This window comes from Aminobacter niigataensis (genome assembly GCF_014200015.1).
Taxonomy (GTDB): Bacteria; Pseudomonadota; Alphaproteobacteria; order Rhizobiales; family Rhizobiaceae; genus Aminobacter; species Aminobacter niigataensis.
The window spans coordinates 1,314,820-1,338,512 of the sequence record NZ_JACHOT010000001.1 but is presented as its reverse complement, the minus strand read 5'-3'; the positions used below and the strand labels follow the sequence as shown (position 1 = coordinate 1,338,512).

Annotated in this window: 36 protein-coding genes; 11 read left to right on the top strand and 25 right to left on the bottom strand. The window is 61.7% G+C overall.

All coding sequences use genetic code 11. The features are described 5' to 3' along the window. Positions 1-44 precede the first annotated feature (44 nt). The 3 genes from secDF to GGQ99_RS06825 are packed head-to-tail and all read left to right on the top strand — an operon-like array spanning position 45 to position 3,831. Positions 45-2,606, top strand: a complete 2,562-nt coding sequence (gene secDF / locus GGQ99_RS06835; protein WP_183261573.1) for a protein translocase subunit SecDF — start codon at positions 45-47, stop codon at positions 2,604-2,606. A 6-nt stretch (positions 2,607-2,612) separates the two neighbouring features. Beyond that, on the top strand, positions 2,613-2,999 hold the full coding sequence (locus GGQ99_RS06830; protein ID WP_183261571.1) for an Mth938-like domain-containing protein: 387 nt from the start codon (positions 2,613-2,615) through the stop codon (positions 2,997-2,999). 1 nt (position 3,000) lies between these two features. Beyond that, positions 3,001-3,831: a phytoene/squalene synthase family protein gene (locus GGQ99_RS06825; RefSeq protein WP_343061691.1), complete on the top strand. Its 831-nt coding sequence runs from the start codon at positions 3,001-3,003 to the stop codon at positions 3,829-3,831. A 5-nt stretch (positions 3,832-3,836) separates the two neighbouring features. Here the strand turns inward: GGQ99_RS06825 and GGQ99_RS06820 are convergent, their stop codons facing one another. Together GGQ99_RS06820 and trmFO are read right to left on the bottom strand one after the other, a co-directional pair. Further along, on the bottom strand, positions 3,837-4,358 hold the full coding sequence (locus GGQ99_RS06820) for a GNAT family N-acetyltransferase (protein WP_183261569.1): 522 nt from the start codon (positions 4,356-4,358) through the stop codon (positions 3,837-3,839). 13 nt (positions 4,359-4,371) lie between these two features. After that, a complete protein-coding gene (trmFO, locus tag GGQ99_RS06815) occupies positions 4,372-5,781 on the bottom strand; it encodes a methylenetetrahydrofolate--tRNA-(uracil(54)-C(5))-methyltransferase (FADH(2)-oxidizing) TrmFO (RefSeq protein ID WP_183261567.1) in 1,410 nt (469 codons plus the stop codon). A gap of 95 nt (positions 5,782-5,876) precedes the next feature. Between trmFO and GGQ99_RS06810 the strand changes: the two genes are divergently transcribed. Continuing rightward, positions 5,877-6,482 (top strand): hypothetical protein, encoded by a 606-nt coding sequence (locus GGQ99_RS06810; RefSeq protein WP_183261565.1) that lies wholly within the window; start codon positions 5,877-5,879, stop codon positions 6,480-6,482. Positions 6,483-6,956: 474 nt separating this feature from the next. Here the strand turns inward: GGQ99_RS06810 and GGQ99_RS06805 are convergent, their stop codons facing one another. Both GGQ99_RS06805 and GGQ99_RS06800 read right to left on the bottom strand, forming a co-directional pair. Next, positions 6,957-7,097 (bottom strand): DUF1127 domain-containing protein, encoded by a 141-nt coding sequence (locus tag GGQ99_RS06805; RefSeq protein ID WP_018427695.1) that lies wholly within the window; start codon positions 7,095-7,097, stop codon positions 6,957-6,959. A gap of 51 nt (positions 7,098-7,148) precedes the next feature. Beyond that, entirely contained in the window at positions 7,149-7,289 is a 141-nt protein-coding gene (locus GGQ99_RS06800; RefSeq protein WP_082496386.1) for a DUF1127 domain-containing protein, read from the bottom strand. A gap of 221 nt (positions 7,290-7,510) precedes the next feature. Between GGQ99_RS06800 and GGQ99_RS06795 the strand changes: the two genes are divergently transcribed. The 7 genes from GGQ99_RS06795 to GGQ99_RS06765 all read left to right on the top strand — a co-directional run bounded on the left by GGQ99_RS06795 (position 7,511) and on the right by GGQ99_RS06765 (position 14,227). Continuing rightward, positions 7,511-8,614, top strand: a complete 1,104-nt coding sequence (locus tag GGQ99_RS06795) for a DUF2157 domain-containing protein (RefSeq protein WP_183261563.1) — start codon at positions 7,511-7,513, stop codon at positions 8,612-8,614. After that, positions 8,611-9,219 carry a GDYXXLXY domain-containing protein gene (locus tag GGQ99_RS06790; protein WP_183261561.1) on the top strand — a complete coding sequence of 203 codons (609 nt, stop codon included), beginning with the start codon at positions 8,611-8,613 and terminating at the stop codon, positions 9,217-9,219. Before GGQ99_RS06795 ends, GGQ99_RS06790 begins: the two co-directional genes overlap by 4 nt. A gap of 85 nt (positions 9,220-9,304) precedes the next feature. Further along, positions 9,305-10,576 (top strand): glycosyltransferase family 4 protein, encoded by a 1,272-nt coding sequence (locus tag GGQ99_RS06785; protein WP_183261559.1) that lies wholly within the window; start codon positions 9,305-9,307, stop codon positions 10,574-10,576. Positions 10,577-10,803: 227 nt separating this feature from the next. After that, positions 10,804-12,234: a DUF6538 domain-containing protein gene (locus GGQ99_RS06780; protein ID WP_183261557.1), complete on the top strand. Its 1,431-nt coding sequence runs from the start codon at positions 10,804-10,806 to the stop codon at positions 12,232-12,234. A 103-nt stretch (positions 12,235-12,337) separates the two neighbouring features. Next, positions 12,338-13,081 (top strand): hypothetical protein, encoded by a 744-nt coding sequence (locus GGQ99_RS06775; protein ID WP_183261555.1) that lies wholly within the window; start codon positions 12,338-12,340, stop codon positions 13,079-13,081. Beyond that, positions 13,078-13,662, top strand: a complete 585-nt coding sequence (locus GGQ99_RS06770) for a hypothetical protein (protein WP_183261552.1) — start codon at positions 13,078-13,080, stop codon at positions 13,660-13,662. Before GGQ99_RS06775 ends, GGQ99_RS06770 begins: the two co-directional genes overlap by 4 nt. Further along, a complete protein-coding gene (locus GGQ99_RS06765; RefSeq protein WP_183261550.1) occupies positions 13,649-14,227 on the top strand; it encodes a hypothetical protein in 579 nt (192 codons plus the stop codon). The genes GGQ99_RS06770 and GGQ99_RS06765 overlap by 14 nt, the downstream gene beginning before the upstream one ends. 6 nt (positions 14,228-14,233) lie before the next feature. Here the strand turns inward: GGQ99_RS06765 and GGQ99_RS06760 are convergent, their stop codons facing one another. The 21 genes from GGQ99_RS06760 to GGQ99_RS06660 all read right to left on the bottom strand — a co-directional run bounded on the left by GGQ99_RS06760 (position 14,234) and on the right by GGQ99_RS06660 (position 23,303). Then, positions 14,234-14,476 (bottom strand): hypothetical protein, encoded by a 243-nt coding sequence (locus GGQ99_RS06760; RefSeq protein ID WP_183261548.1) that lies wholly within the window; start codon positions 14,474-14,476, stop codon positions 14,234-14,236. Next, positions 14,473-14,781, bottom strand: a complete 309-nt coding sequence (locus tag GGQ99_RS06755; RefSeq protein ID WP_183261546.1) for a DUF4326 domain-containing protein — start codon at positions 14,779-14,781, stop codon at positions 14,473-14,475. The genes GGQ99_RS06760 and GGQ99_RS06755 overlap by 4 nt, the downstream gene beginning before the upstream one ends. Next, on the bottom strand, positions 14,774-15,331 hold the full coding sequence (locus GGQ99_RS06750; protein WP_183261544.1) for a hypothetical protein: 558 nt from the start codon (positions 15,329-15,331) through the stop codon (positions 14,774-14,776). Before GGQ99_RS06750 ends, GGQ99_RS06755 begins: the two co-directional genes overlap by 8 nt. Further along, entirely contained in the window at positions 15,324-15,590 is a 267-nt protein-coding gene (locus GGQ99_RS06745) for a hypothetical protein (protein WP_183261542.1), read from the bottom strand. The genes GGQ99_RS06750 and GGQ99_RS06745 overlap by 8 nt, the downstream gene beginning before the upstream one ends. Then, positions 15,583-15,969: a hypothetical protein gene (locus GGQ99_RS06740; RefSeq protein WP_183261540.1), complete on the bottom strand. Its 387-nt coding sequence runs from the start codon at positions 15,967-15,969 to the stop codon at positions 15,583-15,585. Before GGQ99_RS06740 ends, GGQ99_RS06745 begins: the two co-directional genes overlap by 8 nt. Then, positions 15,966-16,457 carry a hypothetical protein gene (locus GGQ99_RS06735; protein WP_183261539.1) on the bottom strand — a complete coding sequence of 164 codons (492 nt, stop codon included), beginning with the start codon at positions 16,455-16,457 and terminating at the stop codon, positions 15,966-15,968. The genes GGQ99_RS06740 and GGQ99_RS06735 overlap by 4 nt, the downstream gene beginning before the upstream one ends. Next, on the bottom strand, positions 16,454-17,113 hold the full coding sequence (locus GGQ99_RS06730; protein WP_183261537.1) for an HNH endonuclease: 660 nt from the start codon (positions 17,111-17,113) through the stop codon (positions 16,454-16,456). Before GGQ99_RS06730 ends, GGQ99_RS06735 begins: the two co-directional genes overlap by 4 nt. Then, positions 17,110-17,364, bottom strand: a complete 255-nt coding sequence (locus tag GGQ99_RS06725; RefSeq protein ID WP_183261535.1) for a hypothetical protein — start codon at positions 17,362-17,364, stop codon at positions 17,110-17,112. The genes GGQ99_RS06730 and GGQ99_RS06725 overlap by 4 nt, the downstream gene beginning before the upstream one ends. Further along, positions 17,361-17,606 (bottom strand): hypothetical protein, encoded by a 246-nt coding sequence (locus GGQ99_RS06720; RefSeq protein ID WP_183261533.1) that lies wholly within the window; start codon positions 17,604-17,606, stop codon positions 17,361-17,363. Before GGQ99_RS06720 ends, GGQ99_RS06725 begins: the two co-directional genes overlap by 4 nt. Before the next feature lies 1 nt (position 17,607). Next, positions 17,608-17,826 carry a hypothetical protein gene (locus tag GGQ99_RS06715; RefSeq protein ID WP_183261531.1) on the bottom strand — a complete coding sequence of 73 codons (219 nt, stop codon included), beginning with the start codon at positions 17,824-17,826 and terminating at the stop codon, positions 17,608-17,610. Next, complete coding sequence (locus GGQ99_RS06710) at positions 17,823-18,830, bottom strand: hypothetical protein (RefSeq protein ID WP_183261529.1); 1,008 nt, start codon at positions 18,828-18,830, stop codon at positions 17,823-17,825. The genes GGQ99_RS06715 and GGQ99_RS06710 overlap by 4 nt, the downstream gene beginning before the upstream one ends. Then, complete coding sequence (locus GGQ99_RS06705) at positions 18,823-19,032, bottom strand: hypothetical protein (RefSeq protein ID WP_183261527.1); 210 nt, start codon at positions 19,030-19,032, stop codon at positions 18,823-18,825. The genes GGQ99_RS06710 and GGQ99_RS06705 overlap by 8 nt, the downstream gene beginning before the upstream one ends. A 110-nt stretch (positions 19,033-19,142) precedes the next feature. After that, complete coding sequence (locus GGQ99_RS06700; protein WP_183261525.1) at positions 19,143-19,418, bottom strand: hypothetical protein; 276 nt, start codon at positions 19,416-19,418, stop codon at positions 19,143-19,145. After that, positions 19,415-19,828: a hypothetical protein gene (locus tag GGQ99_RS06695; protein WP_183261524.1), complete on the bottom strand. Its 414-nt coding sequence runs from the start codon at positions 19,826-19,828 to the stop codon at positions 19,415-19,417. The genes GGQ99_RS06700 and GGQ99_RS06695 overlap by 4 nt, the downstream gene beginning before the upstream one ends. Beyond that, positions 19,828-20,973, bottom strand: a complete 1,146-nt coding sequence (locus GGQ99_RS06690) for a recombinase RecT (RefSeq protein ID WP_183261521.1) — start codon at positions 20,971-20,973, stop codon at positions 19,828-19,830. The genes GGQ99_RS06695 and GGQ99_RS06690 overlap by 1 nt, the downstream gene beginning before the upstream one ends. Positions 20,974-20,978: 5 nt before the next feature. Further along, complete coding sequence (locus GGQ99_RS06685; RefSeq protein ID WP_183261520.1) at positions 20,979-21,116, bottom strand: hypothetical protein; 138 nt, start codon at positions 21,114-21,116, stop codon at positions 20,979-20,981. Between the two features lie 107 nt (positions 21,117-21,223). Continuing rightward, entirely contained in the window at positions 21,224-22,216 is a 993-nt protein-coding gene (locus GGQ99_RS06680; RefSeq protein ID WP_183261519.1) for a PD-(D/E)XK nuclease-like domain-containing protein, read from the bottom strand. A 91-nt stretch (positions 22,217-22,307) separates the two neighbouring features. Continuing rightward, positions 22,308-22,508, bottom strand: coding sequence for a hypothetical protein (locus GGQ99_RS06675; RefSeq protein WP_183261517.1), 201 nt, complete (start codon positions 22,506-22,508; stop codon positions 22,308-22,310). Continuing rightward, positions 22,508-22,693, bottom strand: coding sequence for a hypothetical protein (locus GGQ99_RS06670; RefSeq protein WP_183261515.1), 186 nt, complete (start codon positions 22,691-22,693; stop codon positions 22,508-22,510). Before GGQ99_RS06670 ends, GGQ99_RS06675 begins: the two co-directional genes overlap by 1 nt. After that, positions 22,693-22,971: a hypothetical protein gene (locus GGQ99_RS06665; RefSeq protein ID WP_183261514.1), complete on the bottom strand. Its 279-nt coding sequence runs from the start codon at positions 22,969-22,971 to the stop codon at positions 22,693-22,695. The genes GGQ99_RS06670 and GGQ99_RS06665 overlap by 1 nt, the downstream gene beginning before the upstream one ends. After that, positions 22,968-23,303: a hypothetical protein gene (locus GGQ99_RS06660; protein WP_183261512.1), complete on the bottom strand. Its 336-nt coding sequence runs from the start codon at positions 23,301-23,303 to the stop codon at positions 22,968-22,970. Before GGQ99_RS06660 ends, GGQ99_RS06665 begins: the two co-directional genes overlap by 4 nt. Positions 23,304-23,693 lie beyond the last annotated feature (390 nt).

Genomic DNA, 23,693 nt, shown 5'->3' with positions numbered 1-23,693 from the left:
TCGAGGCGGCACGCACCGCTTTCACGCCTGACGGACGAGGCCATATGCTCTATTTTTCGCGCTGGAAGACGATCTCGATCTGGGCAGTCGTGCTCCTCGGGGTACTCTTCACCCTCCCGAACATGCTGACTCAATCTCAGCTCGATTCCCTTCCGGGATGGTTTCCCAAGCGCGCGTTGACGCTCGGACTCGACCTTCAGGGCGGTTCGCACATGCTGCTCGCCATCGATAGGCAGGACCTGATCGATGAGCGGCTGCAGACGACCCGCGACGATATCCGCACGATGCTGCGCGATGCCAAGATCGGCTATACCGGCCTGACCGGCACCGGCAGGACCATCCAGGTGCGTATCACCGACGCGAGCGAGGTCGAGGCGGCCAAGACCGCACTGGCCACGCTGGTGGCGCCGGTGTCGGCAAGCATGTTCGGCGCCGGCTCGGTGACCGAGCTTGCGCTCGAAGAGCCAGAAGCCGGCCTGTTGCGCTATACGCTGACCGATGCCGGCATCGAATATCGCGTGGCCAACGCCGTCACGCAGTCGATCGAGGTCGTCGGCCGCCGCGTCAACGAACTCGGCACGACCGAGCCGATCATCCAGCGTGCCGGCGCAGACCGCATCCTCGTCCAGGTGCCGGGCCTGCAGGATCCGACCCGCCTCAAGGAAATCCTCGGCAAGACCGCCAAGCTGACCTTCCAGATGGTCGACCAGTCGATGTCGCCGCAGGAGGCCCTGCAGGGCCGTCCGCCGGCAGGCTCGACGGTGATGTATTCGCAGGATGATCCGCCCATTCCCTATCTGATCGAGAACCGGGTCATCGTGTCGGGTGAAAACCTCGTCGATGCGCAGGCGACGTTCGATCAGCGTACCAGCGAGGCCGTCGTCTCGTTCCGCTTCGACGGCAAGGGCGCCTCGCGCTTCGGTCAGGCGACCCAGCAGAATGTCGGCCGTCTGTTTGCCATCATCCTCGACAACCAGGTGATCTCGGCTCCGCGTATCAACGAGCCGATCCTCGGCGGTTCGGGCCAGATCTCTGGCAGCTTCACGGCTGAGAGTGCCAACGACCTTGCCGTGCTGCTGCGCGCTGGCGCGCTGCCTGCCGACCTGACGATTGTGGAAGAACGCACGGTTGGCCCGAGCCTCGGCGCCGACTCGATCTCGGCCGGCAAGTTTGCCTCGGTCATCGCCGGCACCCTCGTCGTCGGCTTCATGCTGGTGGCCTACGGCACGCTCGGCATCATCGCCAACATCGCGCTCGCCGCCAACGTGGCGCTGATCATCGCCATCCTGTCCATTCTGGGGGCGACGCTGACGATGCCCGGCATCGCCGGTATCGTCCTGACCGTCGGCATGGCGGTGGACTCCAACGTCATCATCTACGAACGCGTGCGTGAAGAACGACAATTGGGTCGATCTCTGGTCCAATCGCTCGATTCAGGCTTTGCGCGAGCGCTGGCGACCATCGTCGATGCCAACTTCACCACCTTCATCGCCGCGCTCATCCTGTTCTATCTCGGCTCGGGTCCGGTGCGTGGCTTCGCCGTCACCCTGGCCATTGGTATCGTGACGACGGTGTTCACCGCCTTCACCCTGACCCGCTGGCTGGTTTCGATCTGGCTGCGCCGGGTAAAGCCCAAGGAACTGCCGAAGGGCCTCGTGCGCTTCGTTCCGGACAATACCAAATATTCGTTCATGTCCCTGCGCCGCTATGCCTTCACGCTTTCGGCGCTGGCATCGCTGGCAGCGATGACCCTGTTCTTCACCATGGAGATGAACTACGGCATCGACTTCCGCGGCGGCACCAGTATCGAGGTGCAGTCAAAGAGCGGCACGGCCAATTCGTCTGAGGTCCGCGCAAGGCTGGGCGAACTCAACATCGGTGACGTCCAGGTCCAGGAATTCGGCTCCGAAAGCACCCTGTTGATCCGCGTCGAGGGCCAGAAGGCCGGCGACAACGCCGAACAGAGCGTGGTCGAAAAGGTGCGTGGCGAACTTGCCAACGACTACGAATTCCGCCGCGTGGAATCGGTCGGACCGACCGTGTCGAGCGAACTTGCCTGGTCGGGTACGATCGGCGTGGTGACGGCGATGCTGGCGATGCTGATCTACATCTGGTTCCGCTTCGAGTGGCAGTTCGGCATGGGCGCGATCCTGGCCACCATCCACGACGTGACCATGATGATCGGTCTGTACGTGCTGACTGGCATCGAGTTCAACCTGACCAGTATCGCGGCGATCCTGACTATTGTCGGTTATTCGATCAACGACACAGTCGTGGTCTACGACCGCGTGCGTGAAAATCTGCGAAAATACAAGAAGATGCCGATCGAGCAATTGCTCGACCTGTCGATGAACCAGACGCTGTCGCGTACGGTGCTCACCGGCGTGACCACGCTTCTGGCGCTGATTTCGCTCTACCTGTTCGGTGGCGAGGTCATCCGGTCGTTCACGCTGGCGATGATCTTCGGCATCGTGGTCGGTACCTACTCGTCGATCTTCGTCGCTGGTCCGCTGCTCATCCTGTTCAGGCTGCGGCCCGAAAGCGTCGAGGCCGACGATAAGGACAAGCCGGCGGTGCCGGCCGGCGCCCAGCCGACCAAGTCGTAGCAGGCCATGGCTGGACTGATCATCCGCGAGGCGCATTTTCCCGGGCGAGCACCCGTCGACGCCTATGGCGACGGCGGCTTCCGCTTCGCGGACATGTCGCACCGCGGATCGATCCTGTGCCTGCCGTCCGGCATCTACGGATGGCAGCCCACTGATCCGCTGGCGCTGACGCCGGCGGATTTCGAAAAGCTGTTTGCAGAAGCCGCCGACGTGGAAATCCTGCTCGTCGGCATGGGCAAGGAGTTGCGCCGTTTGCCCGAGCGCCTCAGGGCGGCCCTCAAGCAAGCGAAGATCTCCGCCGACCCGATGTCGACGGGCGCTGCCGTGCGCACCTACAACGTGCTGCTTGCCGAAGACCGCGCCGTGGCTGCCGCCTTCATCGCCGTCGACTGACGTGAGCAAGGCGAACGACGCGACAGGGTCTCTGTTGGACGCGGTGCGCGTTTCCGACCACGACCGTTATCTCTCCGTACTCTATGCGCCCGAGCAAAAGCGCCCGGCGCTTCTCGCGCTTTACGCCTTCAATGCCGAGATCGCAGCCATCCGCGACCGCGTCAGCGAGCCCATGCCGGGCGAGATCAGGCTGCAATGGTGGCGCGACGTCATCGCGTCGGGCCAAAGCGAGCTGGGGGCGGGCCATCCCGTGGCCTCGGCCCTGATGTCGGCGATTGCGACCCATCGGCTGCCGGTCGCCGCCTTCGACAACTACCTCGAAGCACGCATCTTCGACCTCTACGACGACCCGATGCCTTCGCGCACCGATCTGGAGGGCTATTGCGGCGAGACCGCCTCGGCGATGATCCAGCTTGCGGCACTGGTTCTCGATGCCGACGAGGCGCCGAAACATGCCGAGCTTGCCGGCCACGCCGGCTGCGCGCAGGCGATCACCGGGCTGTTGCGGCTGCTGCCGGCCCACAGCACCCGCGGCCAATGTTATGTGCCACGCGACATCCTGGCTGCGGCCGGCACGACGCCGGACGAATTTGTCGCCGGCGGCAAGACGCCTTCATCGAGGCATGCCGTCCAGGCGATGGCTGCGCTCGCGCGGGAACATCTCCGCGCCTTCGAACGCGGCGCCAAGACCTTGCCGGTAAGCTTGCGGCCGGCATTCCTGCCGCTGTCCCTGACGGGCGCCTATCTCGACCGGCTGGAGCGCGGCAAGGACGGCATCTCAGTGCTGCGCAAGCATCTGCTGATGTTGAAGACGGCTTCGCGCGGCTGGTAACGACCTCAGGCGGTCGCGTCGTGGTCGTCGCGTCTGGTGAAGAACAAGAAGCGGTCGAGGCCACGTGAGTTCACGTAGGACCGGACGTCGCGATGCAGGCGTCGGGCGACGCTTGCCGAGGCCGTATTGTCCGTGGCGACGATCGAGCCGATCTCCATTTCGTCCCTGGTTGCGAAGCCGTATGCCATTGCGGCGCGGGCTGCCTCGAGCGCGATGCCGCGGCCGCGCCAAGCGGGGGCGACATGATAGCCGATCTCGAGGATGCGAACGCCACCGGCGTCCTGCCAGCTCGGCCCGCAATCGCCGATCAGCGCGCCGCTGGCCTTGTCGACGATCGCCCACAGCCCGAAACCGTCCTGCCGGTAGCGATCCCGGTTTCTGCCGATCCATTCGATGGCAGCGTTTTCGGTCGTCATCTCCGGATAGAACCGGCGCGCATAGTCGTCGGCAAAGACCGCCAGGATGGCCGCCTGATCGCCAGGCACCATCTCCCTCAGGATCAGGCGCTTGGTCTCGGGGGGAGCCATCGTCTTGCCCCGCTTATTCCGCCGCCTGTGCCGCTTCGGCAATGCCAAGCCAGGCGCGGCAATCGACAAGCGCGCGCGCCGTCATCGCCTTCTTCTTGGCGATGGTCTTTTCCTTGCCGCGCAGGCGCTTGCCTTCGACCTTGGGCGCTTCCATCACCGGGAACAGCCCGAAATTGACGTTCATAGGCTGGAACGAGCGCTTGCCCGGCTCATCGTCGGAAACGATATGGCCGCCGGTGATATGGTTGAGCAGCGCGCCGAAGGCTGTGGTGGCAGGCGGCGGCGGCATTTGTTGGCCGAGGCGTTCGGCTGCGGCGAAGCGCCCGGCGAGCAGGCCGATGGCGGCACTTTCGACATAACCCTCGCAGCCGGTGATCTGGCCGGCGAAACGCAGGCCGGGCCGCGACTTGAGCTGCAGCGTCGGGTCGAGCAGCGTCGGCGAATTGAGGTAGGTGTTGCGGTGCAGGCCGCCGAGGCGGGCGAATTCGGCGTTTTCCAGGCCCGGAATCATCCGCAGCACATCGACCTGCTCGCCATGCTTCAGCTTGGTCTGGAAACCGACCATGTTGTAGAGCGTGCCCAGGGCATTGTCCTGGCGCAGTTGGACGACGGCATAGGCCTTGACTGTCGGGTTGTGGGCGTTGGTCAGCCCCATCGGCTTCATCGGGCCATGGCGCAACGTCTCGGGACCGCGCTCGGCCATGATCTCGATCGGCAGGCAGCCGTCGAAATAGGGCGTGCCTTCCCACTCCTTGAACTCGGTTTTCTGGCCGTCGAGCAGTGCCTGGACGAAGGCCTCGTACTGCTCCTTGTCCATCGGGCAGTTGATGTAGTCCTTGCCGGTGCCGCCGGGGCCGACCTTGTCGTAGCGCGACTGGAACCAGCAGACATTCATGTCGATGCTGTCGAAATGGATGATCGGCGCGATGGCGTCGAAGAAGGCGAGCGCGTCGGCGCCGGTGCTGGCGGCGATCGCTTCGGCGAGCGAGGGAGCAGTCAGCGGGCCGGTGGCGATGATCGCCTGGTCCCAGTCGGCGGGCGGCAGGCCGGTGACTTCCTCGCGCATGATGGTGATCAGCGGATGGGCTTCGAGCCGGGCGGTGACGGCGTTGGAAAAGCCGTCGCGGTCGACGGCGAGCGCGCCGCCGGCGGGAACCTGGTTGGCGTCGCCGGCACTCATGATCAGCGAACCGGCAAGCCGCATCTCGGCGTGCAGCAGGCCAACCGCGTTGGTTTCGGCGTCGTCTGACCGGAACGAGTTGGAACAGACCAGTTCGGCCAGGCCCTCGGTTTTGTGTGCGTCGGTGCCGCGCACGGGGCGCATCTCATGCAGGATCACCGGCACGCCAGCCGAGGCCGCCTGCCATGCTGCTTCCGATCCGGCGAGGCCGCCGCCGACGATGTGAATGGGTTTTGTGCTCATGGTCGCGGGAATAATCCCTTGGGCGGGCGAATGCAACGATTGCGCCGGGTGATAGGGGGTTGCGGGCGCTGCGCGGCAACTTTTAAGATGCTGCCATGACGAGGCTTTCAATCTCTCATGTGCTGCTGGCGGGCCTGCTATCCGTCTCGACCGTCGGTGCTGTCCCCAAGCCGAGCCACGCCGCGCCGGGCACGAAGCGCATCGACATCTGCCATGGCTATAGTTGCGCCTTCCGTTCGCGCCTCGACATCGGGCCAGGCGATGCTGCGAGATTTGCCTCGATCCTTGCTGCGGGCCGATCCTCGCCGAAAGCCGAGCGCGCGGCGATTGCAAGGGCAGTGGGCTATTTCGAGAAGCGGGCGCAGCAGGTGACCGGCGTACGCGACGCACCCCAGTCGGAGTTCGGCGCCTCGAAGATCAAGGGTCAGATGGATTGCGTCGACGAATCGACCAACACTGACGCGCTGCTGCGCTATCTCCAGGGGCGTGGCCTGTTCAGGTACCACAAGGTCGAGGCGAGAACCTCGCGTGGCTTCCTGCTCGACGGCCGCTATCCGCACTGGACAGCCGTGGTCCGCGCGCCCGATGGCGTGAAATGGGTCGTTGATTCCTGGTATGCCCCGATGGGCGGCGCCCCCGACATCATCCCGCTACGCGACTGGAAGCAGCGTGGCGTGCTCGAAAGCGGCGCGCTGAACTAGACAGCAGCACATCGGACCGAATTGGAACTTTCGCGGGCCAAAACAACAACACCCGCCGGGGGAGGAGATCCGGCGGGTGTCGTTTTGGGTGGTCAGCCTTCTGGGAGGAGGAAGCTGACCTATTCGCCTTTGCCGGGGAGGAGGTCGGCGCAGGCAGAATTCTTGTCGCCAGTTCGAAGAGGGCGATGCTCTCGGGGTAACAACACCTGCCGGGGGAGGAGGATCCGGCAGGTGTCGTTTTGAGTGGTCAGCCTTCTGGGAGGAGGAAGCTGACCTATTCGCCTTTGCCGGGGAGGAGGTCGGCGCAGGCAGAATTCTTGTCGCCAGTTCGAAGAGGGCGAAGCTCTCGGGTAACGACACCCGCCCGGGGAGGAGGTCGGGCGGGTGTGTTAAGGTGGTCAGCTTATCGGGAGGAAGAAGCTGACCGGATCCGCCATTGCCGGGGAGGAGGTCGGCGCTGACGGAAAGCTTGAATTAGATTGCGCGGCGGGCGATCGACTGGATCTCGCCACGATTGATGCCGAGATCGGCAAGCTGGCGGTTCGACAGACGGCCAAGCTCGTTCACCGTCTCGCGATAAGCGCGCCAGTTACGGTAAGTGCGGAGCAAGTTCATTTTAGTTCTCTTTTCGGTTCGGACAGGTGGGTCCAGTGGACCCGGTTTCGGTTAGATGGCTTTACGCGCGACGAAGTGGATGTCGCTGCGGGTGATGCCGAGGTCGGTCAGTTCACGGTTCGACAGGCGGCTCAGCTCGGAGACGGTGTCACGGTAGCGGCGCCAGTTACGGTAATTGCGGATCAGGTTCATCTTCGTTTTCCGTTCGTCTTCTTTTCTCTTCTGTGTACGAGGCGTAGATAGGATGGCCTTGCCCAAAATTGAAGCGCTATGCTCGCATGGCAGCAATGCGTTTTGTGCATTGCAGCATTAATGGGCATTAAGCCTTCGGTCATAATTGCGACCGAATCTGAAATTCGCCATGATCACAACGGTTTGGCCACAACAGGCAGCCGGGCAGGGGGACGCGACTTATGGCGAGCTATGCCACCAAGGTGAAGAACGACATCGGCCGATGGGTCGAAACCGGGCTGCTTGACCGGGCAACCGGTGACGCGCTTGTTCGTGACGTCGAGGCCAGCGAGCGCAACGGGCTCAATTTCGGTTCGATCCTGGCGATCATGGCGGCTCTTTTGTTTGCTGCCGCCATCCTCATCCTCGTCGCCGCCAACTGGGAAGCGATCCCGCGCATTGCCCGCGTCGGCGCCTTGTTCGCCGTCATCTTCGCAGGCTATGTCGGTGGCGCCTTGCTCAAGCAGCGTGGCCACGGTGGTATCGCCGAAGCGCTGTGGCTGGTCGCTGCCGCGGCTTTCGGCGGCTCGATCGCGCTGATCGGCCAGATGTACCACTTCGCCGGCGACGAAAGCGCGGCCGTGGTCACTTGGTGCATCGGCACGGCGATTGCCGCTGCCGCGCTGCGCTCCAACGCGCTGACCGTCGCAGCTGTCGGCATCGCCGACGCCTGGCTGGTGCTGAAGGGCTTCGATATCTTCCGTCGCTCGGAATTCCCGCATTTCTTCGTCGTCTTCATGGCGGCGTTCTGGGCGCTGTCGTTCTGGACGCAGAGCCGCGCTGCCCGGCATCTGATTGCGCTGTCGGTCATTCTCTATGCGGTGCTGCTCGGCTTTCACTATGAGTCGCTGGAGGTTGGCCTGGTGCTTGCGCTGGTCTCGGCGGTGCTTCTCGCCGTTGCGGCCCTGGCGCCTGTCGCTGCGGAACGCCTTGTCCAACTCGGTGGGCGACTGCCCCTGCATGCGCTGATCGGCTTCCTTTCTGGTATGGGCATGGTTCAGCTCGACAGGTTCGACGAGCAGGGTTTTGTCATTGCCGCCGCCGTCGCGCTGGCGGTCATTGCCGCGACCATCGTCTTCCTTGGCCGCGAGAGTCGCGGCTTGCGCTGGATCGCCTATGTCGGCTTCGCCTTCGAACTGGCGATTGTCTATCTCGTGACAGTCGGCTCGATGCTCGGCACGGCCGGCTTCTTCTTCGCAGCGGCAATAATCCTGGCGGGGCTCGCTTATGCGATCATCCGCATCGAACGACGGATGAAGCCCGAACCGGCCCGAGGAGCAGCATGATGTCCCGTTACAAGCTCGTCATTGCCGCCATCGTGCTGGCGCTCGCGCAGATCGGTTTCCTCGGTTGGATGATCGCCGGACGTGCGGCGATCTTGCGCGACGGCAAGGAAGTGCTGCTCAAGGTCGAGCCCGTCGACCCGCGCGACCTGTTGCGCGGCGACTATGTTCGGCTGGGCTACGACATTTCGCGCATAGAGGTGGAGAAGATCGCCAACCTGGCCCAGGGCGAGCTGGCGACGGCGGGGCCCGTCGTCGTGCGGCTGAAGAAGGATGCTGACGGCTACTGGCGCGCGACGTCCGCCTGGCTGGGCGCTGCTGCTGCAACGCCCGCCGGCGCAGACGAAGTCGACATGGTCGGGCACGTTACCGATGGCTGGAGCCTGCCCCCGGGCTCGACCATCGGCGTCGACTACGGCATCGAGCGCTTCTACGTGCCGGAAGGCGAGGGGCTGGCGATCGAGGAGGAGATGCGCAAGCGCAACTCCGGCGCGGAACCCGAATTACGCAGCTTTGGCATCAAGGTAGCGGTGGCCAGGGACGGCAGCGGCCAGATCAAGGCTTTGATGGACGGCGAGACCATGCTGTTCGAGGAACCGCTTTATTGAGACGTTCGCTTCCAGAGGCCAGGAATGTGTGAAATAACGAGACGAATTATGTCTCTGTCAATTTTGCAAAAGAAGTCTGCATGAAATGAAGATTGCCATTGTTGCAGAGCACGCTTCGGCCCGTCTTGGCGGTGAGGCCATTCTGCCGTTGCAGTACTTCCGCATCCTGCGTGACAGAAATTACGATGTTTGGCTTATCGTGCATGAACGGACGCGGGAAGAACTCGAAGGTCTCTTCGGTAATGACCCGCGGGTGATATTCACACCCGACACGCCGTTAATTCGTCTTCTCTGGCGCCTTGGGGCATTTCTTCCGCAGCGTGTGGCGAATTTTTCGACCGGCTATCTGATGCGGATTTTGACGCAGCGACGACAGGTCAAAGAAGCACGCCGTCTCGTCGTGGAAGAAGGTGTGCAAATCGTCCACCAGCCGATTCCTGTCTCGCCTCGTGAACCGTCGATGCTTTTTCGCCTTGGGGCGCCGGTTGTGGTTGGCCCCCTGAATGGCGGTATGGAGTTTCCGCCGGGGTTCCGCGATCGGAGTTCCGTGCTCGAGGATTATGCCGTTGCCGCTGCCCGGGCGATGACCAATGTGATGAACCGGCTCATCCCCGGCAAGCGCCTGGCGAGCGTGGTCATGGTCGCCAACCAGCGTAGTCGCATGGCCTTGCCTGGTGGCCTGGGTGGCAAGGTCATCGAGATCTGCGAGAATGGCGTGGACTTTTCCCTGTGGAGCGGAACCGCCGCACAAGACCCGCAGTCGGGACCTTCGCATACGCGCTTCGTTTTCACCGGGCGTCTTGTCGACTGGAAGGGCGTCGATCTGCTGTTGCGTGCGTTTGCCCGGGCCAGGGACCTTGCGCCCATGAGCCTGTTGATCATGGGGGACGGGGACGCTCGCGAGCGGCTGGAAAAGCTTGCCCGCGAACTGGGCCTTCTTTCCTCGGACGAGGCTGCGGGCAAGGTGCGCTTTGCGGGATGGCTGAGCCAGAAGGAATGCGCCGAGGCCCTGGCCGCTCGAGACGCCCTGGTACTTCCCAGCCTGTATGAATGCGGAGGCGCTGTCGTCCTTGAGGCTATGGCGCTTTCCAAGCCGGTGATCGCCACTGCCTGGGGAGGGCCGCTGGATTACCTCAACACGGAATGCGGCATACTCGTGCCGCCGCTTTCGCCTGATGCGTTGATCGAAGGTCTGGCGGAGGCATTGCGGAAGCTCGCCAGTTCGCCGGATCTCAGGGCGTCAATGGGGCAGGCGGCGCAGCTTCGTGTCCGCGCCGAATTTGATTGGGAGCGCAAGGTGGACGCCGTGCTGGACGTCTATGCGTCGGCATTGCGAGGCGGCACGGCGCCATTGTGAATGGTGTCGGGCCGTGCCCGGCTGGTACTCTCTACCAAGAGGTTTCTAGTCCGCCAGCAGGGTGATTTTGGTGCGGATGATACGCCCCGCACTTAGCGGGCGTGCCTATCCGTAAGATATTGAAAAATCAATATCTTTTCTGAGGTTGTAATTCTCGTATTGCGCCGAACCGCATTTTGGTGCCACAGATTGTGCCACAATTTGTGCCACATCTTTAGGCGCCGTAAATGCGTAATAACAGAAACGACCAGGATCGTCACCTGATCCTGCGCCGGGGGATTTACCATTACAAGCGACGCGTGCCGGCTGTCGTGGCCGACAAGGACGCGCGGGCACCGCATGTTCGAACGTCGTTGAAGACGTCGGACCTGGCGCTGGCTCGCAGCAAGAGGGACGCCTTAGAAACGGCTGACGACCAGCTTTGGGCTTCCATGATCACCGACGAGCCGAGCGCCGTTGCTCAGGCCCGCTACAAGGCAGCGGTGAAGCGCGTCGAGGCGATGGGGTTCCGCTATCAGTCATCCGAGGATATTGCTTCAGGGGACTTGCGCGACGTGGTTTCCCGCCTGGAGGCGGTGATGGACGAGCGCACGTTGCCAGCCACCAATCGGGCTGTCATGGGAACCATTCCAGCCCCGTCAGTTACCCTCACAGCAGCGTTCAAGGTCTACACCGATGAGATCGTTCACGACGAGCTCCGCGGCAAAAGTGAGAGCCAGAAGCGATCCTGGCGGAAGGTGAAGCAGAGGGCCGTCAACAATTTAGTCGATGTCTGCGGCGACCTGCCGATTTCAGAGATCACTCGCAGCGATGCGCTCAAACTATACAATCTGTGGCTTGAAAGGATTGCGCCTAAGAAGAAAGGCGCTCGATCCACGCATAAGCCCACGTCAGGCAATCGAGACCTGGGCAATCTGCGGGGGCTCTATGAGAGCTACCACAAGCACCAGGGCATCGAGATCAAGCAGAACCCATTCGATGGGCTCGGCTTCGCGGAGAAGACGAAACGGTCGAGACCGCCTATACCGACAGAGTGGATAAAGACCAAACTGCTGACCGGTGATGCCCTGACTGGGTTGAACCCCCAAGCACGCGGCGTGCTACTTGCCATGATAGAGACCGGCGCGCGACCGAGCGAGCTGTGCAATCTACAGAAGACCGAGATCTTCATGAAGGCCGAGGTGCCCTATATTCGCATTGAGCCGCGGGAAGATCACGACAATCCCCGTGAGATCAAGACGGAGTCGTCCGTGCGATCGATCCCGCTGGTAGGCGTGGCGCTTGCCGTATTCCAAGCCCACCCGAATGGCTTCCCGCGCTACCGTGACAAAGAAAACAGCCTGACGACGGCGATCAACAAGTATCTGCGCGACAACAAGCTGCTGCCCTCCGACAAGCACACCTTCTACAGCCTCAGGCATTCGTTCGAGGATCGGATGAAGGAGGGCGGGCTCGACGAGGAACTGCGCCGCGGCCTGATGGGTCACACCATTCAGCGGCCGAGATATGGGAGCGGCGGTTCGCTGGCCTGGCAGCGCGACGAACTTACAAAGATTGCGCTGCCTTTTGACCCAGAGATCGTCGCGCGCGCGCAAACACGTCGGCTACGAGCCGCCAGCGAACCAAGAGATCGGGATATTGATGGTAGCCATTTGTAAGGGACAAACTCTGACCTATATTCGTTGCGTAAAATGATTGTTGAAAACTGTGGCGCTTTGCGTCATTCCTCCTGTGTCACGGGGGTTGGGTCGGTGAAATTCCATGAGTAATTGGGATGCTATGGGCGTCCAATTTGTGTGGTTTGCGAGTGATGCTCGTCGACTGCAGGCTCAAGATGTATTTTCATCTATTTTTGGGCGTGAGGCTGACTCATTTCAGGTCAATCGAAATCCAACCGTTGCGGCTCCTCATTTGTCGGCGGCCTCCGGAGTTTTCGATGGACTGGCTTGCCAGCTGTTGGTGCAAGCCAGTCGGATCGATCTGGTTGTCCAGGCTCATTCGGAAGAAGATGAGGGCCGGCCGCCCCTAATTGGCGACACTACCGGGGTAGTTGAGCGCATTTCTCAGCAAGTTGGGGTTGTTAGCGATCAATTGCACGAAGTGAACAGGTTGGCATTGGTTCTCAACCTTATTAAGCCCGCGGACAGCCATCGGCACGCGAACCAGTTGATCGCACCAAAATTTGATCTTTCGCTGCGAGATTTCGATGTTACTGATTTGTCTTTCCAGCTAAATGTTCGCAAGAAATTGGCCAGCGAGATTACTTTGAATCGGCTGCTCAAATTTGGGGTTGCTAGCTTTCAGTCGCTGATGATCGACGCTACATCGCAGGTGATTTCGTCTGGATCAGTGAACAATTTCGGCGCCAGTCTTTCTGTCGATGTCAATACTGTTCCGATGTTCCCACCGATCACCCCTTCAGCTCAACATCAGCTTTGGCAGGAAATCGCCAGCGAAGCGCTGAGCCTTCGGGCAAGCGGTGAATTGAAAGGGCTTTGGCAATGAGCGCGATTGCGGCAACGAAGCCAAGAGCATCATATCGCCGAGCATGGCTAGACTCGGCTCCGGAGGACTCATCGGCTGGTATTCCAAAACCGGCGCAGGTTGTCGAAGGAAGCTCCATTGACGATGTCCCAGTCCTGACCTGGAGCGTGACACCCTCTTTCCGGGCCGTTGAAACATGTGTCAGTTCTGTCCAGCGAGAATTAGCAAGTGACTTGCAGTTCGCAAATCTGTTTTACGTTCTCGATGAAATGGCCGATTTACCTGAAGGTTTTGCCGATGCCATAGATGTCGAGACCGCTGGCGACGCAAACCGTGTCCTCGGGTTTATCGAGGCATCGGGCGTGCCGGCCCCCAAGATATTTTCGCACGGCGGCGATGCCGTTGTTTTCTCTTGGGATATTTCGTCGATCCGTAGATATTTGACGATTAGCGGAGGTGATGCTGCTTTCCTCGCTGTCCATAAGGATAGCAAAATTCAGTGTCCGTCGCAGATCGTAGCATTGGATACGCCTGCGATCGGCCGATGGGTAGACATGCTCAGTGCTAACAACTCCGGCGCCGTCAAGAATGCTCGCCGCTGATGAGTCGGTTTATCGCGCCGCGCTTTATCCCAGGATGGTGTTGTCCGGGGTCATAGGTCCAGACAAGGCCGTTGCCGATTTTCACAACGGATACGATGAGGCCGGCGAGCGCACTTACACCTTGTCGGTGGGCAGGGGGATTTTGCTTCCCAATCAAGATGACGTCGACGACTTTGGTTGTCGGACTGCGGTGGCTGCCAACCAGAAGAAAGAGCAGGCGAAAGGCGCGCCTCTCGACAGGCCCGGAGAGACCGTGCACTATTTGGGCTCGTTCAAGCTTAGCGTTGGAGATGTCTTAGCCGCCCCAGCGCGCCTTTTGTCGATAGCGGTGGAGTCTTCTCCACTGGACGGGCTCGACGAGCACTGCGACATCATACTTCGCAGAACGGCCGAAGAGGCTCGAAAGTCAGAAGTTAGCTTCGAACGTACGCGGATCATAGCGCACCTTCGAGCAAGTCTTACGGACCCTAAGTCTCATATTTGCGACTGCGACGCGGACTTAGCGGATATGTTCGCAGACATACGGATGGTGCTTCTTCCTGCTGAAGAGACAACGCAGTCGTAGGCTTCTCTACAAAACATGCTTTTGGCCCAGCGATCGTTGAGCACGCTCAAACACGTCGGCCAACTCGTCGTGAGACTGACGAAGCGCCTCCGCCTCCCTCTCAAGCCTTCTGAAGATCGGCAGCATCCTTGGCGCATGCTCGCGGTCCTGCATCATGATCACCGCCAGGCGATCAAGGCACTTCTCGATCCGCTCCAGCGTGATCGGGGCGTCGTCGGGACGCGATTGTGCGACCCGCGCCCTCGTCATTCCGCCTGTTCCTTATGTGCGGGGGCGGGGGCATTCGCCAGATCGAGTAGGACATCGGCATGGCAGGGCTGATCGAGCCGGCACCAGCATGCGAGGTTCTTGCCGCGAAGCTCTGCAAGTGGATATCCAACGCCATTGACCAGCCTGCCAATGACATAGTCTCGGAAGTCGCTTACGGCTTCGGCGGCAGCATGTTCCGGCGTCACCTTGAACGGGTTGCCCCACCTTGTCGATCGATCAACCTTCACGGTGTTCTCGGGCATCTTCCAGCCCTTCTTGCGGGAGAGTTGCACCCTTCTAGCCATTTGCTTCACCCTCGGGAGAGGGGCGGGAGAAGACCCGCGCGAATGTGTCTAGAAACTCGGCCTTGGCTCGTTCAGGCGGCCAGCACTCGATCTGAATGCCCAGAGGGGGCGACAGGTAGCCCCACTCAGTGACGCAATCCGACAGGTTGACGCGCTCGTCTTGGATGATGCGCATGTCTGCTTCGTGGACTTCTGCGGGCATTTCCGGTGGAAGGCCGAAGCGCTCGCAGACGGCCTCCATTACCGCGTCTTCTGCCGGCTTGTAGCCAGCCAGGAAGCGTTTCAGCGGCCTAGGAACGTCCACAATGTAGGCTTCGCTGGCGTCATGCAGCAGCGCCCACAGCCTATTTTCAGACGAGACATGGCGAGCCAAATGCACGCAATGTTCGGCAACCGAATAGAACTTGATGCAGTGCCCACCGAACCGGCACTGCAATGACAGCGCATGAGCAATGTCCTCGATGAACATCTCATTCGGCCTAGGGTCGAGCGGCCAAAACTGGCGCCCGGTAAAGGTTTGCATCCAGTCGCCTGCGCGCGTCTTAGCCATTTCGATCTTCCTTATTGGGGAGGCTGGAGGCGGCTCGATCAGCAGCCCAATCGGCCCACTTGGCTTTGTCACAGGACAGAAGGTGTGGTCCTGCTGCAATCTCGGACAGCGCCGCCGTCAATTCCGCTATTTGCTTATCCTTGGCGTCGAGGGCGTCGGCTGCTTCGAGCACCCATTTATTGAAGGTGGTCCGGTGCTTGCCGATGTTGACAGTGGTGTAATCGGGGAACTCGCGCAGGCGCGCGGCGATCTCAGCCATTGCTGTTCTCCTGGAGGGCTTTCAGGGTGGCGATCAGGAGGGCAATGGCGGGAGTGGCTGCTGACACCATGTCTTCTTCGCTCAGGCCTGCGCCGCCTTCCGATAGGCTCTGGTAGACCGCCCCGTACTTGCCGAAGTGGGCGTCGTCACCAACCTGCCATTCCCAACTCGGCAGCACGCGCTCTACCAGAGCAACGGCTGCGTCGAGCGAGGCGGTGTAGCGAGGGACCATGCTCAGATTTTCGCGTGGGGTCGTGTCGCTTTCCGACCAGTATTCCATGACAAATGTCTGGCCGCAGGCACGGTGGATATCAACGTTAACCGTACCATCTGGCCCGGCCAGAGCTTCAAGCTTTTCGATCAGATCAGCATGGCTCATTTCGGTGCCTCATCATTGGAGAGAGAACGAATGGCGGCGTCCCATTCGATCTGAGACGACTTCAGCGACTGAAGCGCGCTCGGGTCGGCAGCGCCGAGTTGATGGATGTTATGGGCGATGTTCGCCAGACCAGCGCCGGCCCATCGCAGAGCGGTGAGGCGAGCTTCGGCCTCAACAAGCTTAGTGCGCAGTTCGCCGTTGATCTCCCGGCCTTCTGCTGCTTCGGCTTCGATAGGCAACAGCCGCTCGACTTCCGCCTCTGCTGCTGCAAGAGCCTCTTGGAGGCGGGTGATCTCTGACACCTCGTCGCGCCAGCCTGGAACGAAGATGTCCAGTTCTTGGGTTCCGAAGCCGCCACGTTCGGCCAATCGCTCGGCGGTTTGCGACCTGCCATATTTCTTGGCATAGACGTCCCAAGCACGGAGATGCAGGGACCAGGGGATGCCAGCACTGTAGCCTTGCACGGGCGCGCGCAGGTTGTCGGTCATGCTGCGGACCTCGCTTTGGTCTTGGCGGTCTTGGCCGCGTGCCTGACCTTCGCCAGGGCAATGATCGCAGGTCTAACTTCCGGCTCAGCAGCCCCGTAGTCGAAGCCGCGATGACCGTTCAGATATGGCAGCGTTGCGCGCGGGAGCGGTTCCCAATTCGACGGTTCGGTGTTCGCCCTGTTCCCGTCCCGGCACTTGAGGAACATCCCGTCCGGCAGTGGGCCGTTGACGGCCTCCCACTCGATTTTTTGGACAGTCTGCCAGCGCGATTGCCTCGGCAGGCCATCATGCACCTTGCGCTCGATGTAGCCGTCCTTGCTGACACGCTCGGAGCCGATAGGCTTGTAAATTGCCTCGGCTACGCCGCTGCGGTTGCCCTTGCTGAACTGCGTCTTGCGGGCATTGGGATGCCGCCCGCCCTTGCCTGGCTCACAGGGGATGCCTTTGTTGAACGCGATCTGGCCCTTTTCGAAACAACCCGTCCTGCCGGTCTTCCAGCCCCTGCGCTTTCGCAGGGCGTGCAGATTGCCTGCGGATACGTCGGTGCGTCCAAACACCTCGCAGAAGGCGCGATGATAGTCGCCGATGACCAAGACGCGATTGGCCTCAAGCCACGCCATCTCTGAGCAGCTATATGGGATCGGTTGCCCCTTCATTCGTCATCTTCCTTGCTCGTCCTGGCTTCTATCATCGGCAGATATTTGCCGACGTAGGCGCCGTGCTCGGCCACCAGCTTTGCGGCCTTCAAGGCAAGATCGGCATTCTGGACGATCTGCTGGCTGACCGAGACAACGGCCTCGGTGCGCCGAACCTCCTGCTCGATCTGCTCTTTCGTCAGATCCTCGTCGCTGAGCCGCTCAAGCTGCGCGAATAGATGGTTGTTCAAGTCGATGAGTTTGTTCTTCACATCTCACCCCCTTGCGCGCCGGCACTAGGGGCGGCGAATGTGCGGTCGGCCGCTTCCGGCGCAGAGTTGGCCCACCACCACTGGCAATGCCCAAGATGCTCGGGCATCGGCAGCGCGACGATCACGCCCTGCTCGACCGACATCTCATAATGCAGTCCATCACCGATGTAGGTGTCGCCAACAAGAGGTTCAGTGTGGGCCGCGCACCACATCGTGCCGTCTTTTCGGACTCTGATCGCCATGCTACTTGCCCTCCACAGCCGGGGAGCGGTCGGCGCGGCGCGTTGGCAACGCTTCACCACCCCATTCGCTGCGGATCGCGGTGACGTGACGCGTGACCGCCATGGGGCTCAGACTTAGCTTGGCCGCGATTTCCACCCGCGAGATGCCGAGATGGGTGACCATCAAAGCGCGGACAGCCGCCCTGTTCCTCTCACCCAATTCGATCTGTCGGAGGTTCATTGGTTGTCCTCCGCAGCGGAGCGGGAACCGCCGTCGAAACCTCGCTTGAACGTCTCCCGAACGGCGGTGGCTTCGGACTTGTCCATCGCCCGCATAACCTCAAGCGCAAGCCCGGTCAGCTCGACGGTCCTTCCGTTGAGGGATACAGTCTGGCTCTCCCCCACAGGCGCTGAGACTGGCGTAGGAGTGGGGTGGCTACGCTCGACGAGATTGCGCAACAGTTTGTAGGCCGCGATAGCTTCGGCGGTGTTTCGTGGCTGTCCCGAGTTGAGTTCGAAAAGAACGCGCAACATCGCGTCATTGGGCTCTTCAGGCATCACGGCCTTGATCCCCGGCTCTCCTGCAGGTGCTGGGGAGGGTGATGCGAGATCGGCGCGGACGTATTCGGCGTAAAGGCCGCCCTGGGGACCAGCCACGCAATGGCCGAAACCGCTGGCGTCGAAATCACCCGCCCAAATCCGCTCGGGCATGTCGTCTTCGTCGCGCGCCACCGCCTCTTTCTGGCTGACTGGCGCTACCCGAGAGGCTTCGAGGCGTGCGTCTCGCAAGCCACGAGCGTAGCCCTTTTCCTCTTCGTCCATGAGTGCCCTAGCGTGCTTGGAGTGCATGGCTGCGATTTCGCGATCCTTGTCGCTGTCCTCCATCCCGTAGCGTTGAAGCTGATGTTCCATGTCTCGGAACTTACCGATGTCGACGCAACAGGCCGGGTCAGTGATTGGGATGCCGATGACGGTCAGAGCGCCGAAGTGGTCGCGTGCAGCCTGCTCTTCGGTAAAAACCTCGTCACAGTGGAAGCACCGCCATTCACGCGCGGGTGTCTGCTCCTCCGTCACTCCTTTTGAAGTGGTGGCTGGTGCGGCCAGATATTCGCGAACCACAGCCTTGGCGAACGCCTGATTGTCCGCGACGAAATCGGACCCGAATTCCGAACATAGATTGAACGCGACGCGCTCCGCATTCGCGTCCCAAGCCGCTTCCAGTCCCGTCTTGTCGAGTTCAGTCATGGGAGGAGCCCTCCGCTTTGGCGAGGGCGGCGCGGGCGCAATACAGCGCTGCCCATGTTTCGGTTGTCGCCTCGTCGGAGTGATCGTTGGCCCACGCGCTGAAGTGCTCGACCATGCGCTTAAGCTCGCCCAGCAGATCAGGCGCCGCCGCGATCAGGTGGGCGTTGGCCTCGCGATCCGGGCCGCCCAGCCGGGCGATCACTCGCTTCACCTTTGGTGCATTGGGAGCGACGACCTGGCGCCCGGTAGTCGTGCCGGGCTCAGCTACCCACGGCCCCGGTGTTGCTGCCGCTTGTTTCGTTCCAGCCATAGCTAAGCGCTCCTGGCTGCGGAACGGGCGGCGGTGGCGTGGATGGCCTTGATCGCCCGGTCTGCCTGTGTTTGAGGCAAATGGCCGTAGCGAAGTGCCTCCAGTTCTTCGATCATCCTGCTCTCGGCAGCCCCAACCGTATCTGCTTGGCCGCTTGCCACGTTTGCGAGATGCCAGGCCGCGAGAGCGAACACACTCTTGGGGATGGCGTCATACGCGTTGCCCCACGCCATGCGAGCGGCGCGGTCCTGTTTGAAAACTCCGGATGGCCTCGTCATGCCTCTGTCCTCGCTATCTGCGCGAACATCGGGCGAGCGGCTGCGATGACACGCTGCCCCGCCTCGATGTCGCCTGTGATTTCGTAGAGCTTGATTGCCAGTTCGAACGGGTCGATCCCGTGCGAGCGCCAGAACAGAAGTTCGTTCTCCGAGTGCTGCTGCTTGTGCTCTGTCGAGGTCAGGGGCAGTGTCCAGCAGTCGTCGGGCTTCTGCTGCATGCCGGTGTGCTTCTTCCGGTGCACAGCGCTGCCGATCCTGATGTGGCAGGCCTCGCAGCCGAACTCGCCTGACAGTACGCTCGGCAACTTCCTGATGAAGGCAAGATGCGCCTGGTCTTCCATGCGCTTGGTGGCCTTGGACGACTTGTCGAGAGAAAAGGCCGTGGCGGGTTTGACGAACTGCATGGCCATCACACGATCTCCCGCGCTTCGACCCCGGCAATGCCGGCGATCAGTTCGAGGGTATCGGCCATGTCCTGGGTGCCGTCGCAGACTGCCGAGCAGTTGCGCAGTATCGACATGCCCTTGTCGCGCGCGGCCTTGGTGACCGTCGGCGGGGTGAGGCTGTCACGGATACCGGCGAACTGGTTCTTCAGCACCTCGCCTTCGCCGGGTCCGGTGGCGGCCCACAGCATCTTGGCGGTCTGCTTTAGCCAGTCCCGGTCCTCCTGAGTGAGATCGGAGGCCGGCAACACGTCAGGTTCTGCCTGCGCTCCAATGCCACCGGCCTCCGGGCCGCCATCTTCGGCGGAAGGGTCGGCAGCGGGGATGGGGGACGCCTGGGCTGGCTCCCCGCTGCCGTCGTCCGACGAGGGAACTGTGTCGGACGGTTCTTGATCGGTTGAAGCCTCGCCAGACAGCGCGGCCGTCTCGCGGGTCACGAAGTCAACGTCGAAGCCTTCACCTGGCTGTGCGGCGTCCTGTGGCTGCTGCTGCGCTTGAAGGCGCTGCATGACGGACGGCGTGACGTCCTTCGCGTTGTCAGGGCCGAAGTGCTCGGCCTCTTCGCGGTCGTAGACGCCAAGGATCACCTCCGGGCAATGCCGGCGCGCCCAAGAGCGGGCGGCATAGTAGCCGAGCTGTTGCCTGGGATCGGTTTTCCACAACGGCGAGTTCTTCGGCTGGATCGCGGCATAGGGCGGCGTCTCGTACGAGCATTCCGACCCGTTGAGCGTGCCCGTCACCTTACAGGCCAGTTCGTTGCCCGTGCCGGTGAACTCGTACTGCAGCCGGCCCTTGATGCCCGAGCGGGTGTTGACCACTGCCGCGATCAACTGAGCCTCGTAGGCAATCATACCATTGACCGAATAGGACTTGGACGCCACGGCGAAGGGCGACATCTGCCATTCGAGAGCCTGGAGCGCCACGGCCATGCAGGCGCCAGCGTTGCCGCGGAGATGCTTCGGCAGTGCAATGTCGGCACGGGCCATGACTTCGGCGAACCGAACGACTTCGCCCAGGTTCTGCGGTGCGATTGATGAGCCGCCGGCACCGGTGACGATGCCGATCTCTTTGGTGGATGTCTGATCGGATGGAACAATCTGGTTCATGGTCATAGCTCTCAAAAGGGGATGCCGTCGTCGAGCTCGTGGCTTGTCTTGAAGACGGCCCAGCGGAATTTGGGATCAGGTCGGGTTGCGCTGACGCCTGAGACAGCCTTGAGCACGACGAACTCTTGTCCGGGGTTCTGCGCGGCCAAGCGTTCAGCCTCGCTTTCGGCCGAAGCTCGCGATGCATGCCGGTGCCGAGCCGATGAAATCGGGTGGCCAGCGTTCCACACCATCCAGTAGCGGGCTCGCTTCTCCATCATGCAGCCTCGGCGTTGAGAGCCGCATCGATCCGGGTCCGAGCCCAGGGCGGCATTTCGATGTAGGAGATGTCACGGTCGAAGCCGTCGTAGCCGGGCCACGCCTTGTGCTTCAGGCAGTCCCGCAGAACCTTGAGCCCGTAACGCGCCTGCCGCTCGCCGAGGTCGATGTCGCTGTCCTTCAGCTGCATGACACGGACGTCGTAGGGCGGGGCCTTCTCGACGAAAACGAAGGTGAACGATGCGAACGCGTCGGCGCCGAGGACTTCCCGCACGATCATGCGGAGCAAGCCGGCTTGGACGTGGTAGCCGTTGGCATAGATCGCCCGTGACAGGCTTTCGTCATCGACCGACGCGGCAGTCTTGAGATCCACGAAGTCGCCGCTGGCATTCGGCACCACGTCGGGCCGCGCCTTCAACCAGATGCCGTTGTCCTGGCAGAAGATCGACCGCTCGATCCGCCCCTTCAGGATGCCGAGCCGAACCGGCTCCTTGGTCTGAAGCGCCGCCGCCATGTGGCGGATATGGCCGATCTCGGTTTCGGTGATGACCGTCTTACCGGCCTCGGCCTGCTTCTGCAGCCATTCCTTGCAGGCGTTGGAATTCGCATTCCAAGCCTTCCAGGTGCCCTTGTCGTCTTCGTACTTCTCCGGGCGGAGCGCGTACTGTTCAGCGAAGCCGTGTTCGCCGAGGAGCAGCATGTGAGCCGCCTTGCCGAAGTCGAGGGCCTGCTTGGTCTCCGGTTCCTCGGCGTTGGGATTGTACGGCGAGGTCCACCAGTATTCGGCCGGCCGACGGAGCAGGGTGCGTAGACCGCTCGACGAGATCGAGAAGCCGCCGCCGAACAGTTCCGGTTCACGGTGATAGGTGTCGATCGGCACGCCGGCATAGACGCCGGGGGCGATGATGGGCTGGCCGTCCCAATGACGCTCGCCGAGCAAGCCGGTGAGGACGCGCTTTGCCGCGTCGCCAAGAGTTTCAAAGCTGTTCATGGCAATACCTCTGCGACGTGGCCCATGAGGATCGCGAAGGCCAAAGAGAGCCAGACGAGGTTCATGGGGTCGAGATTGTTGATGAGGCGGGTCATGCCGCGGCCCTCTGTTCGGCCTGCATGCGGTCAAGTACCGCCAAGGCGTTGTCGACGTGGGACTGGGCGAGGATCAGGCTCGACAGGGTGCAGATCTGCTTGCACTCGGCATCGTCCTTCCAGTGACCTATCCAGCCCCTGAGGGCGGTCAGTTGGTCGCGGATGATGCGGGCGTCGGTGTCGGCTTGAGCGTCCATCACGCCGGTTCCTTCGTCTGGTCGGCGACGTCGGCGCGGCCCACTACGTCCATCAGCACGCGGAGCAAGGCGGTTTGTTCACGCTTGGCCGTTTGATTGGCCAAGCTCTGCGCCAGTGCGCCGTTGATCAGAGCGAGCTTCTTGAGCGCGAGCACTTCGACGGGACTGATTTCGATCGAGGCCATCACAGCACCCGCCCTTCATGCCAGCGGCGAAGGCCGGCAGGCGAGGGAATGCCGAATGCGTCTTCGGCCTCGTCGGCCAGGAACTCATCGGTGACGTCCCGGCATGTGCCCTCGACCACGTTGAAGCGGATCACGCTGAAATCGGTGCGGTCGCTGTTCAGGTCCTTGGCGTAGCCGTCGGCCTCGCGGCGCGAGTACGTCACACGGGCGTCGATGTCCTCACCAGCGAAGATGAAATGCTCGGTGTCGGTCAGGAGCGGGTTGATGCGGGTGCTCATTTGAACAGAGCCTCCATGACCTGACGAAACTCGTAGTTGTCGGGCTGGAGACGCTTTGCCGTGCGAGTGACAATCGCCTTGGCCAGTGTGTCACCAATCTCAGCAGCGCCAGCGATGGCAGCTTCAAGGATCGGCCCCTTCTGGTCGGCGAGGTAAGCCTTCACTTCGGGGACGATCTCGGCGGCAACGAATTCCTCGACCGCCTTCGCAACCTGCCCACTGATCTCCCAGCGGTTTTGGGCGAGCAGGTTTTCGATCATCCGCGTCTTAACCGCCGCCTGGATCTCGGCTTTGTTCGTTTCCAGGAAATCCTTGAGATCGTCTTCGGTCATCGGTCTCGTTCCCTCTTCGCCACCAGATCGGCCCGGCGGGCGTCTTCGTAGTGGGTATAGGGAGATGAAAGCATATCTTTCACTTTGCCGCAAGCAGAAAGAAAGCATTGCTTTCACATTGGTGCGCGCTTACAAGGTCGATCAGCGGCGACCGGGTGCAAGTCCCGTGCAGGTGAAGCCGCAGGCGCGGGAAGCGAAAGTCCTACCGTGCTGCCTGAAAGTGAGGACGGATTGCCGAGAGGCGTCCTGGCACGTGTCCCATCCCGGCTCCGGCCTTCAGGACTTGGCCATAGCTCTCCCGCTCCTTGGGTTCAGCCCATGGGGTAGGGGGAAGCTGTGGCCGGAACCCTCCCTCACCAACCTTCAGAAACGATTGATCAAGGTTCTGAG

What these genes read in the sequence shown, in the direction of transcription:
- secDF (WP_183261573.1), top strand. Translation starts at nt 45, where the DNA reads ATGCTCTATTTTTCGCGCTGGAAGACGATCTCGATCTGGGCAGTCGTG.
- GGQ99_RS06830 (WP_183261571.1), top strand. Translation starts at nt 2,613, where the DNA reads ATGGCTGGACTGATCATCCGCGAGGCGCATTTTCCCGGGCGAGCACCC.
- GGQ99_RS06820 (WP_183261569.1), bottom strand. Translation starts at nt 4,358, where the DNA reads ATGGCTCCCCCCGAGACCAAGCGCCTGATCCTGAGGGAGATGGTGCCT.
- trmFO (WP_183261567.1), bottom strand. Translation starts at nt 5,781, where the DNA reads ATGAGCACAAAACCCATTCACATCGTCGGCGGCGGCCTCGCCGGATCG.
- GGQ99_RS06810 (WP_183261565.1), top strand. Translation starts at nt 5,877, where the DNA reads ATGACGAGGCTTTCAATCTCTCATGTGCTGCTGGCGGGCCTGCTATCC.
- GGQ99_RS06805 (WP_018427695.1), bottom strand. Translation starts at nt 7,097, where the DNA reads ATGAACTTGCTCCGCACTTACCGTAACTGGCGCGCTTATCGCGAGACG.
- GGQ99_RS06800 (WP_082496386.1), bottom strand. Translation starts at nt 7,289, where the DNA reads ATGAACCTGATCCGCAATTACCGTAACTGGCGCCGCTACCGTGACACC.
- GGQ99_RS06795 (WP_183261563.1), top strand. Translation starts at nt 7,511, where the DNA reads ATGGCGAGCTATGCCACCAAGGTGAAGAACGACATCGGCCGATGGGTC.
- GGQ99_RS06790 (WP_183261561.1), top strand. Translation starts at nt 8,611, where the DNA reads ATGATGTCCCGTTACAAGCTCGTCATTGCCGCCATCGTGCTGGCGCTC.
- GGQ99_RS06785 (WP_183261559.1), top strand. Translation starts at nt 9,305, where the DNA reads ATGAAGATTGCCATTGTTGCAGAGCACGCTTCGGCCCGTCTTGGCGGT.
- GGQ99_RS06780 (WP_183261557.1), top strand. Translation starts at nt 10,804, where the DNA reads ATGCGTAATAACAGAAACGACCAGGATCGTCACCTGATCCTGCGCCGG.
- GGQ99_RS06775 (WP_183261555.1), top strand. Translation starts at nt 12,338, where the DNA reads ATGAGTAATTGGGATGCTATGGGCGTCCAATTTGTGTGGTTTGCGAGT.
- GGQ99_RS06770 (WP_183261552.1), top strand. Translation starts at nt 13,078, where the DNA reads ATGAGCGCGATTGCGGCAACGAAGCCAAGAGCATCATATCGCCGAGCA.
- GGQ99_RS06765 (WP_183261550.1), top strand. Translation starts at nt 13,649, where the DNA reads ATGCTCGCCGCTGATGAGTCGGTTTATCGCGCCGCGCTTTATCCCAGG.
- GGQ99_RS06760 (WP_183261548.1), bottom strand. Translation starts at nt 14,476, where the DNA reads ATGACGAGGGCGCGGGTCGCACAATCGCGTCCCGACGACGCCCCGATC.
- GGQ99_RS06755 (WP_183261546.1), bottom strand. Translation starts at nt 14,781, where the DNA reads ATGGCTAGAAGGGTGCAACTCTCCCGCAAGAAGGGCTGGAAGATGCCC.
- GGQ99_RS06750 (WP_183261544.1), bottom strand. Translation starts at nt 15,331, where the DNA reads ATGGCTAAGACGCGCGCAGGCGACTGGATGCAAACCTTTACCGGGCGC.
- GGQ99_RS06745 (WP_183261542.1), bottom strand. Translation starts at nt 15,590, where the DNA reads ATGGCTGAGATCGCCGCGCGCCTGCGCGAGTTCCCCGATTACACCACT.
- GGQ99_RS06740 (WP_183261540.1), bottom strand. Translation starts at nt 15,969, where the DNA reads ATGAGCCATGCTGATCTGATCGAAAAGCTTGAAGCTCTGGCCGGGCCA.
- GGQ99_RS06735 (WP_183261539.1), bottom strand. Translation starts at nt 16,457, where the DNA reads ATGACCGACAACCTGCGCGCGCCCGTGCAAGGCTACAGTGCTGGCATC.
- GGQ99_RS06730 (WP_183261537.1), bottom strand. Translation starts at nt 17,113, where the DNA reads ATGAAGGGGCAACCGATCCCATATAGCTGCTCAGAGATGGCGTGGCTT.
- GGQ99_RS06720 (WP_183261533.1), bottom strand. Translation starts at nt 17,606, where the DNA reads ATGGCGATCAGAGTCCGAAAAGACGGCACGATGTGGTGCGCGGCCCAC.
- GGQ99_RS06715 (WP_183261531.1), bottom strand. Translation starts at nt 17,826, where the DNA reads ATGAACCTCCGACAGATCGAATTGGGTGAGAGGAACAGGGCGGCTGTC.
- GGQ99_RS06710 (WP_183261529.1), bottom strand. Translation starts at nt 18,830, where the DNA reads ATGACTGAACTCGACAAGACGGGACTGGAAGCGGCTTGGGACGCGAAT.
- GGQ99_RS06700 (WP_183261525.1), bottom strand. Translation starts at nt 19,418, where the DNA reads ATGACGAGGCCATCCGGAGTTTTCAAACAGGACCGCGCCGCTCGCATG.
- GGQ99_RS06695 (WP_183261524.1), bottom strand. Translation starts at nt 19,828, where the DNA reads ATGGCCATGCAGTTCGTCAAACCCGCCACGGCCTTTTCTCTCGACAAG.
- GGQ99_RS06690 (WP_183261521.1), bottom strand. Translation starts at nt 20,973, where the DNA reads ATGACCATGAACCAGATTGTTCCATCCGATCAGACATCCACCAAAGAG.
- GGQ99_RS06680 (WP_183261519.1), bottom strand. Translation starts at nt 22,216, where the DNA reads ATGAACAGCTTTGAAACTCTTGGCGACGCGGCAAAGCGCGTCCTCACC.
- GGQ99_RS06675 (WP_183261517.1), bottom strand. Translation starts at nt 22,508, where the DNA reads ATGGACGCTCAAGCCGACACCGACGCCCGCATCATCCGCGACCAACTG.
- GGQ99_RS06670 (WP_183261515.1), bottom strand. Translation starts at nt 22,693, where the DNA reads ATGGCCTCGATCGAAATCAGTCCCGTCGAAGTGCTCGCGCTCAAGAAG.
- GGQ99_RS06665 (WP_183261514.1), bottom strand. Translation starts at nt 22,971, where the DNA reads ATGAGCACCCGCATCAACCCGCTCCTGACCGACACCGAGCATTTCATC.
- GGQ99_RS06660 (WP_183261512.1), bottom strand. Translation starts at nt 23,303, where the DNA reads ATGACCGAAGACGATCTCAAGGATTTCCTGGAAACGAACAAAGCCGAG.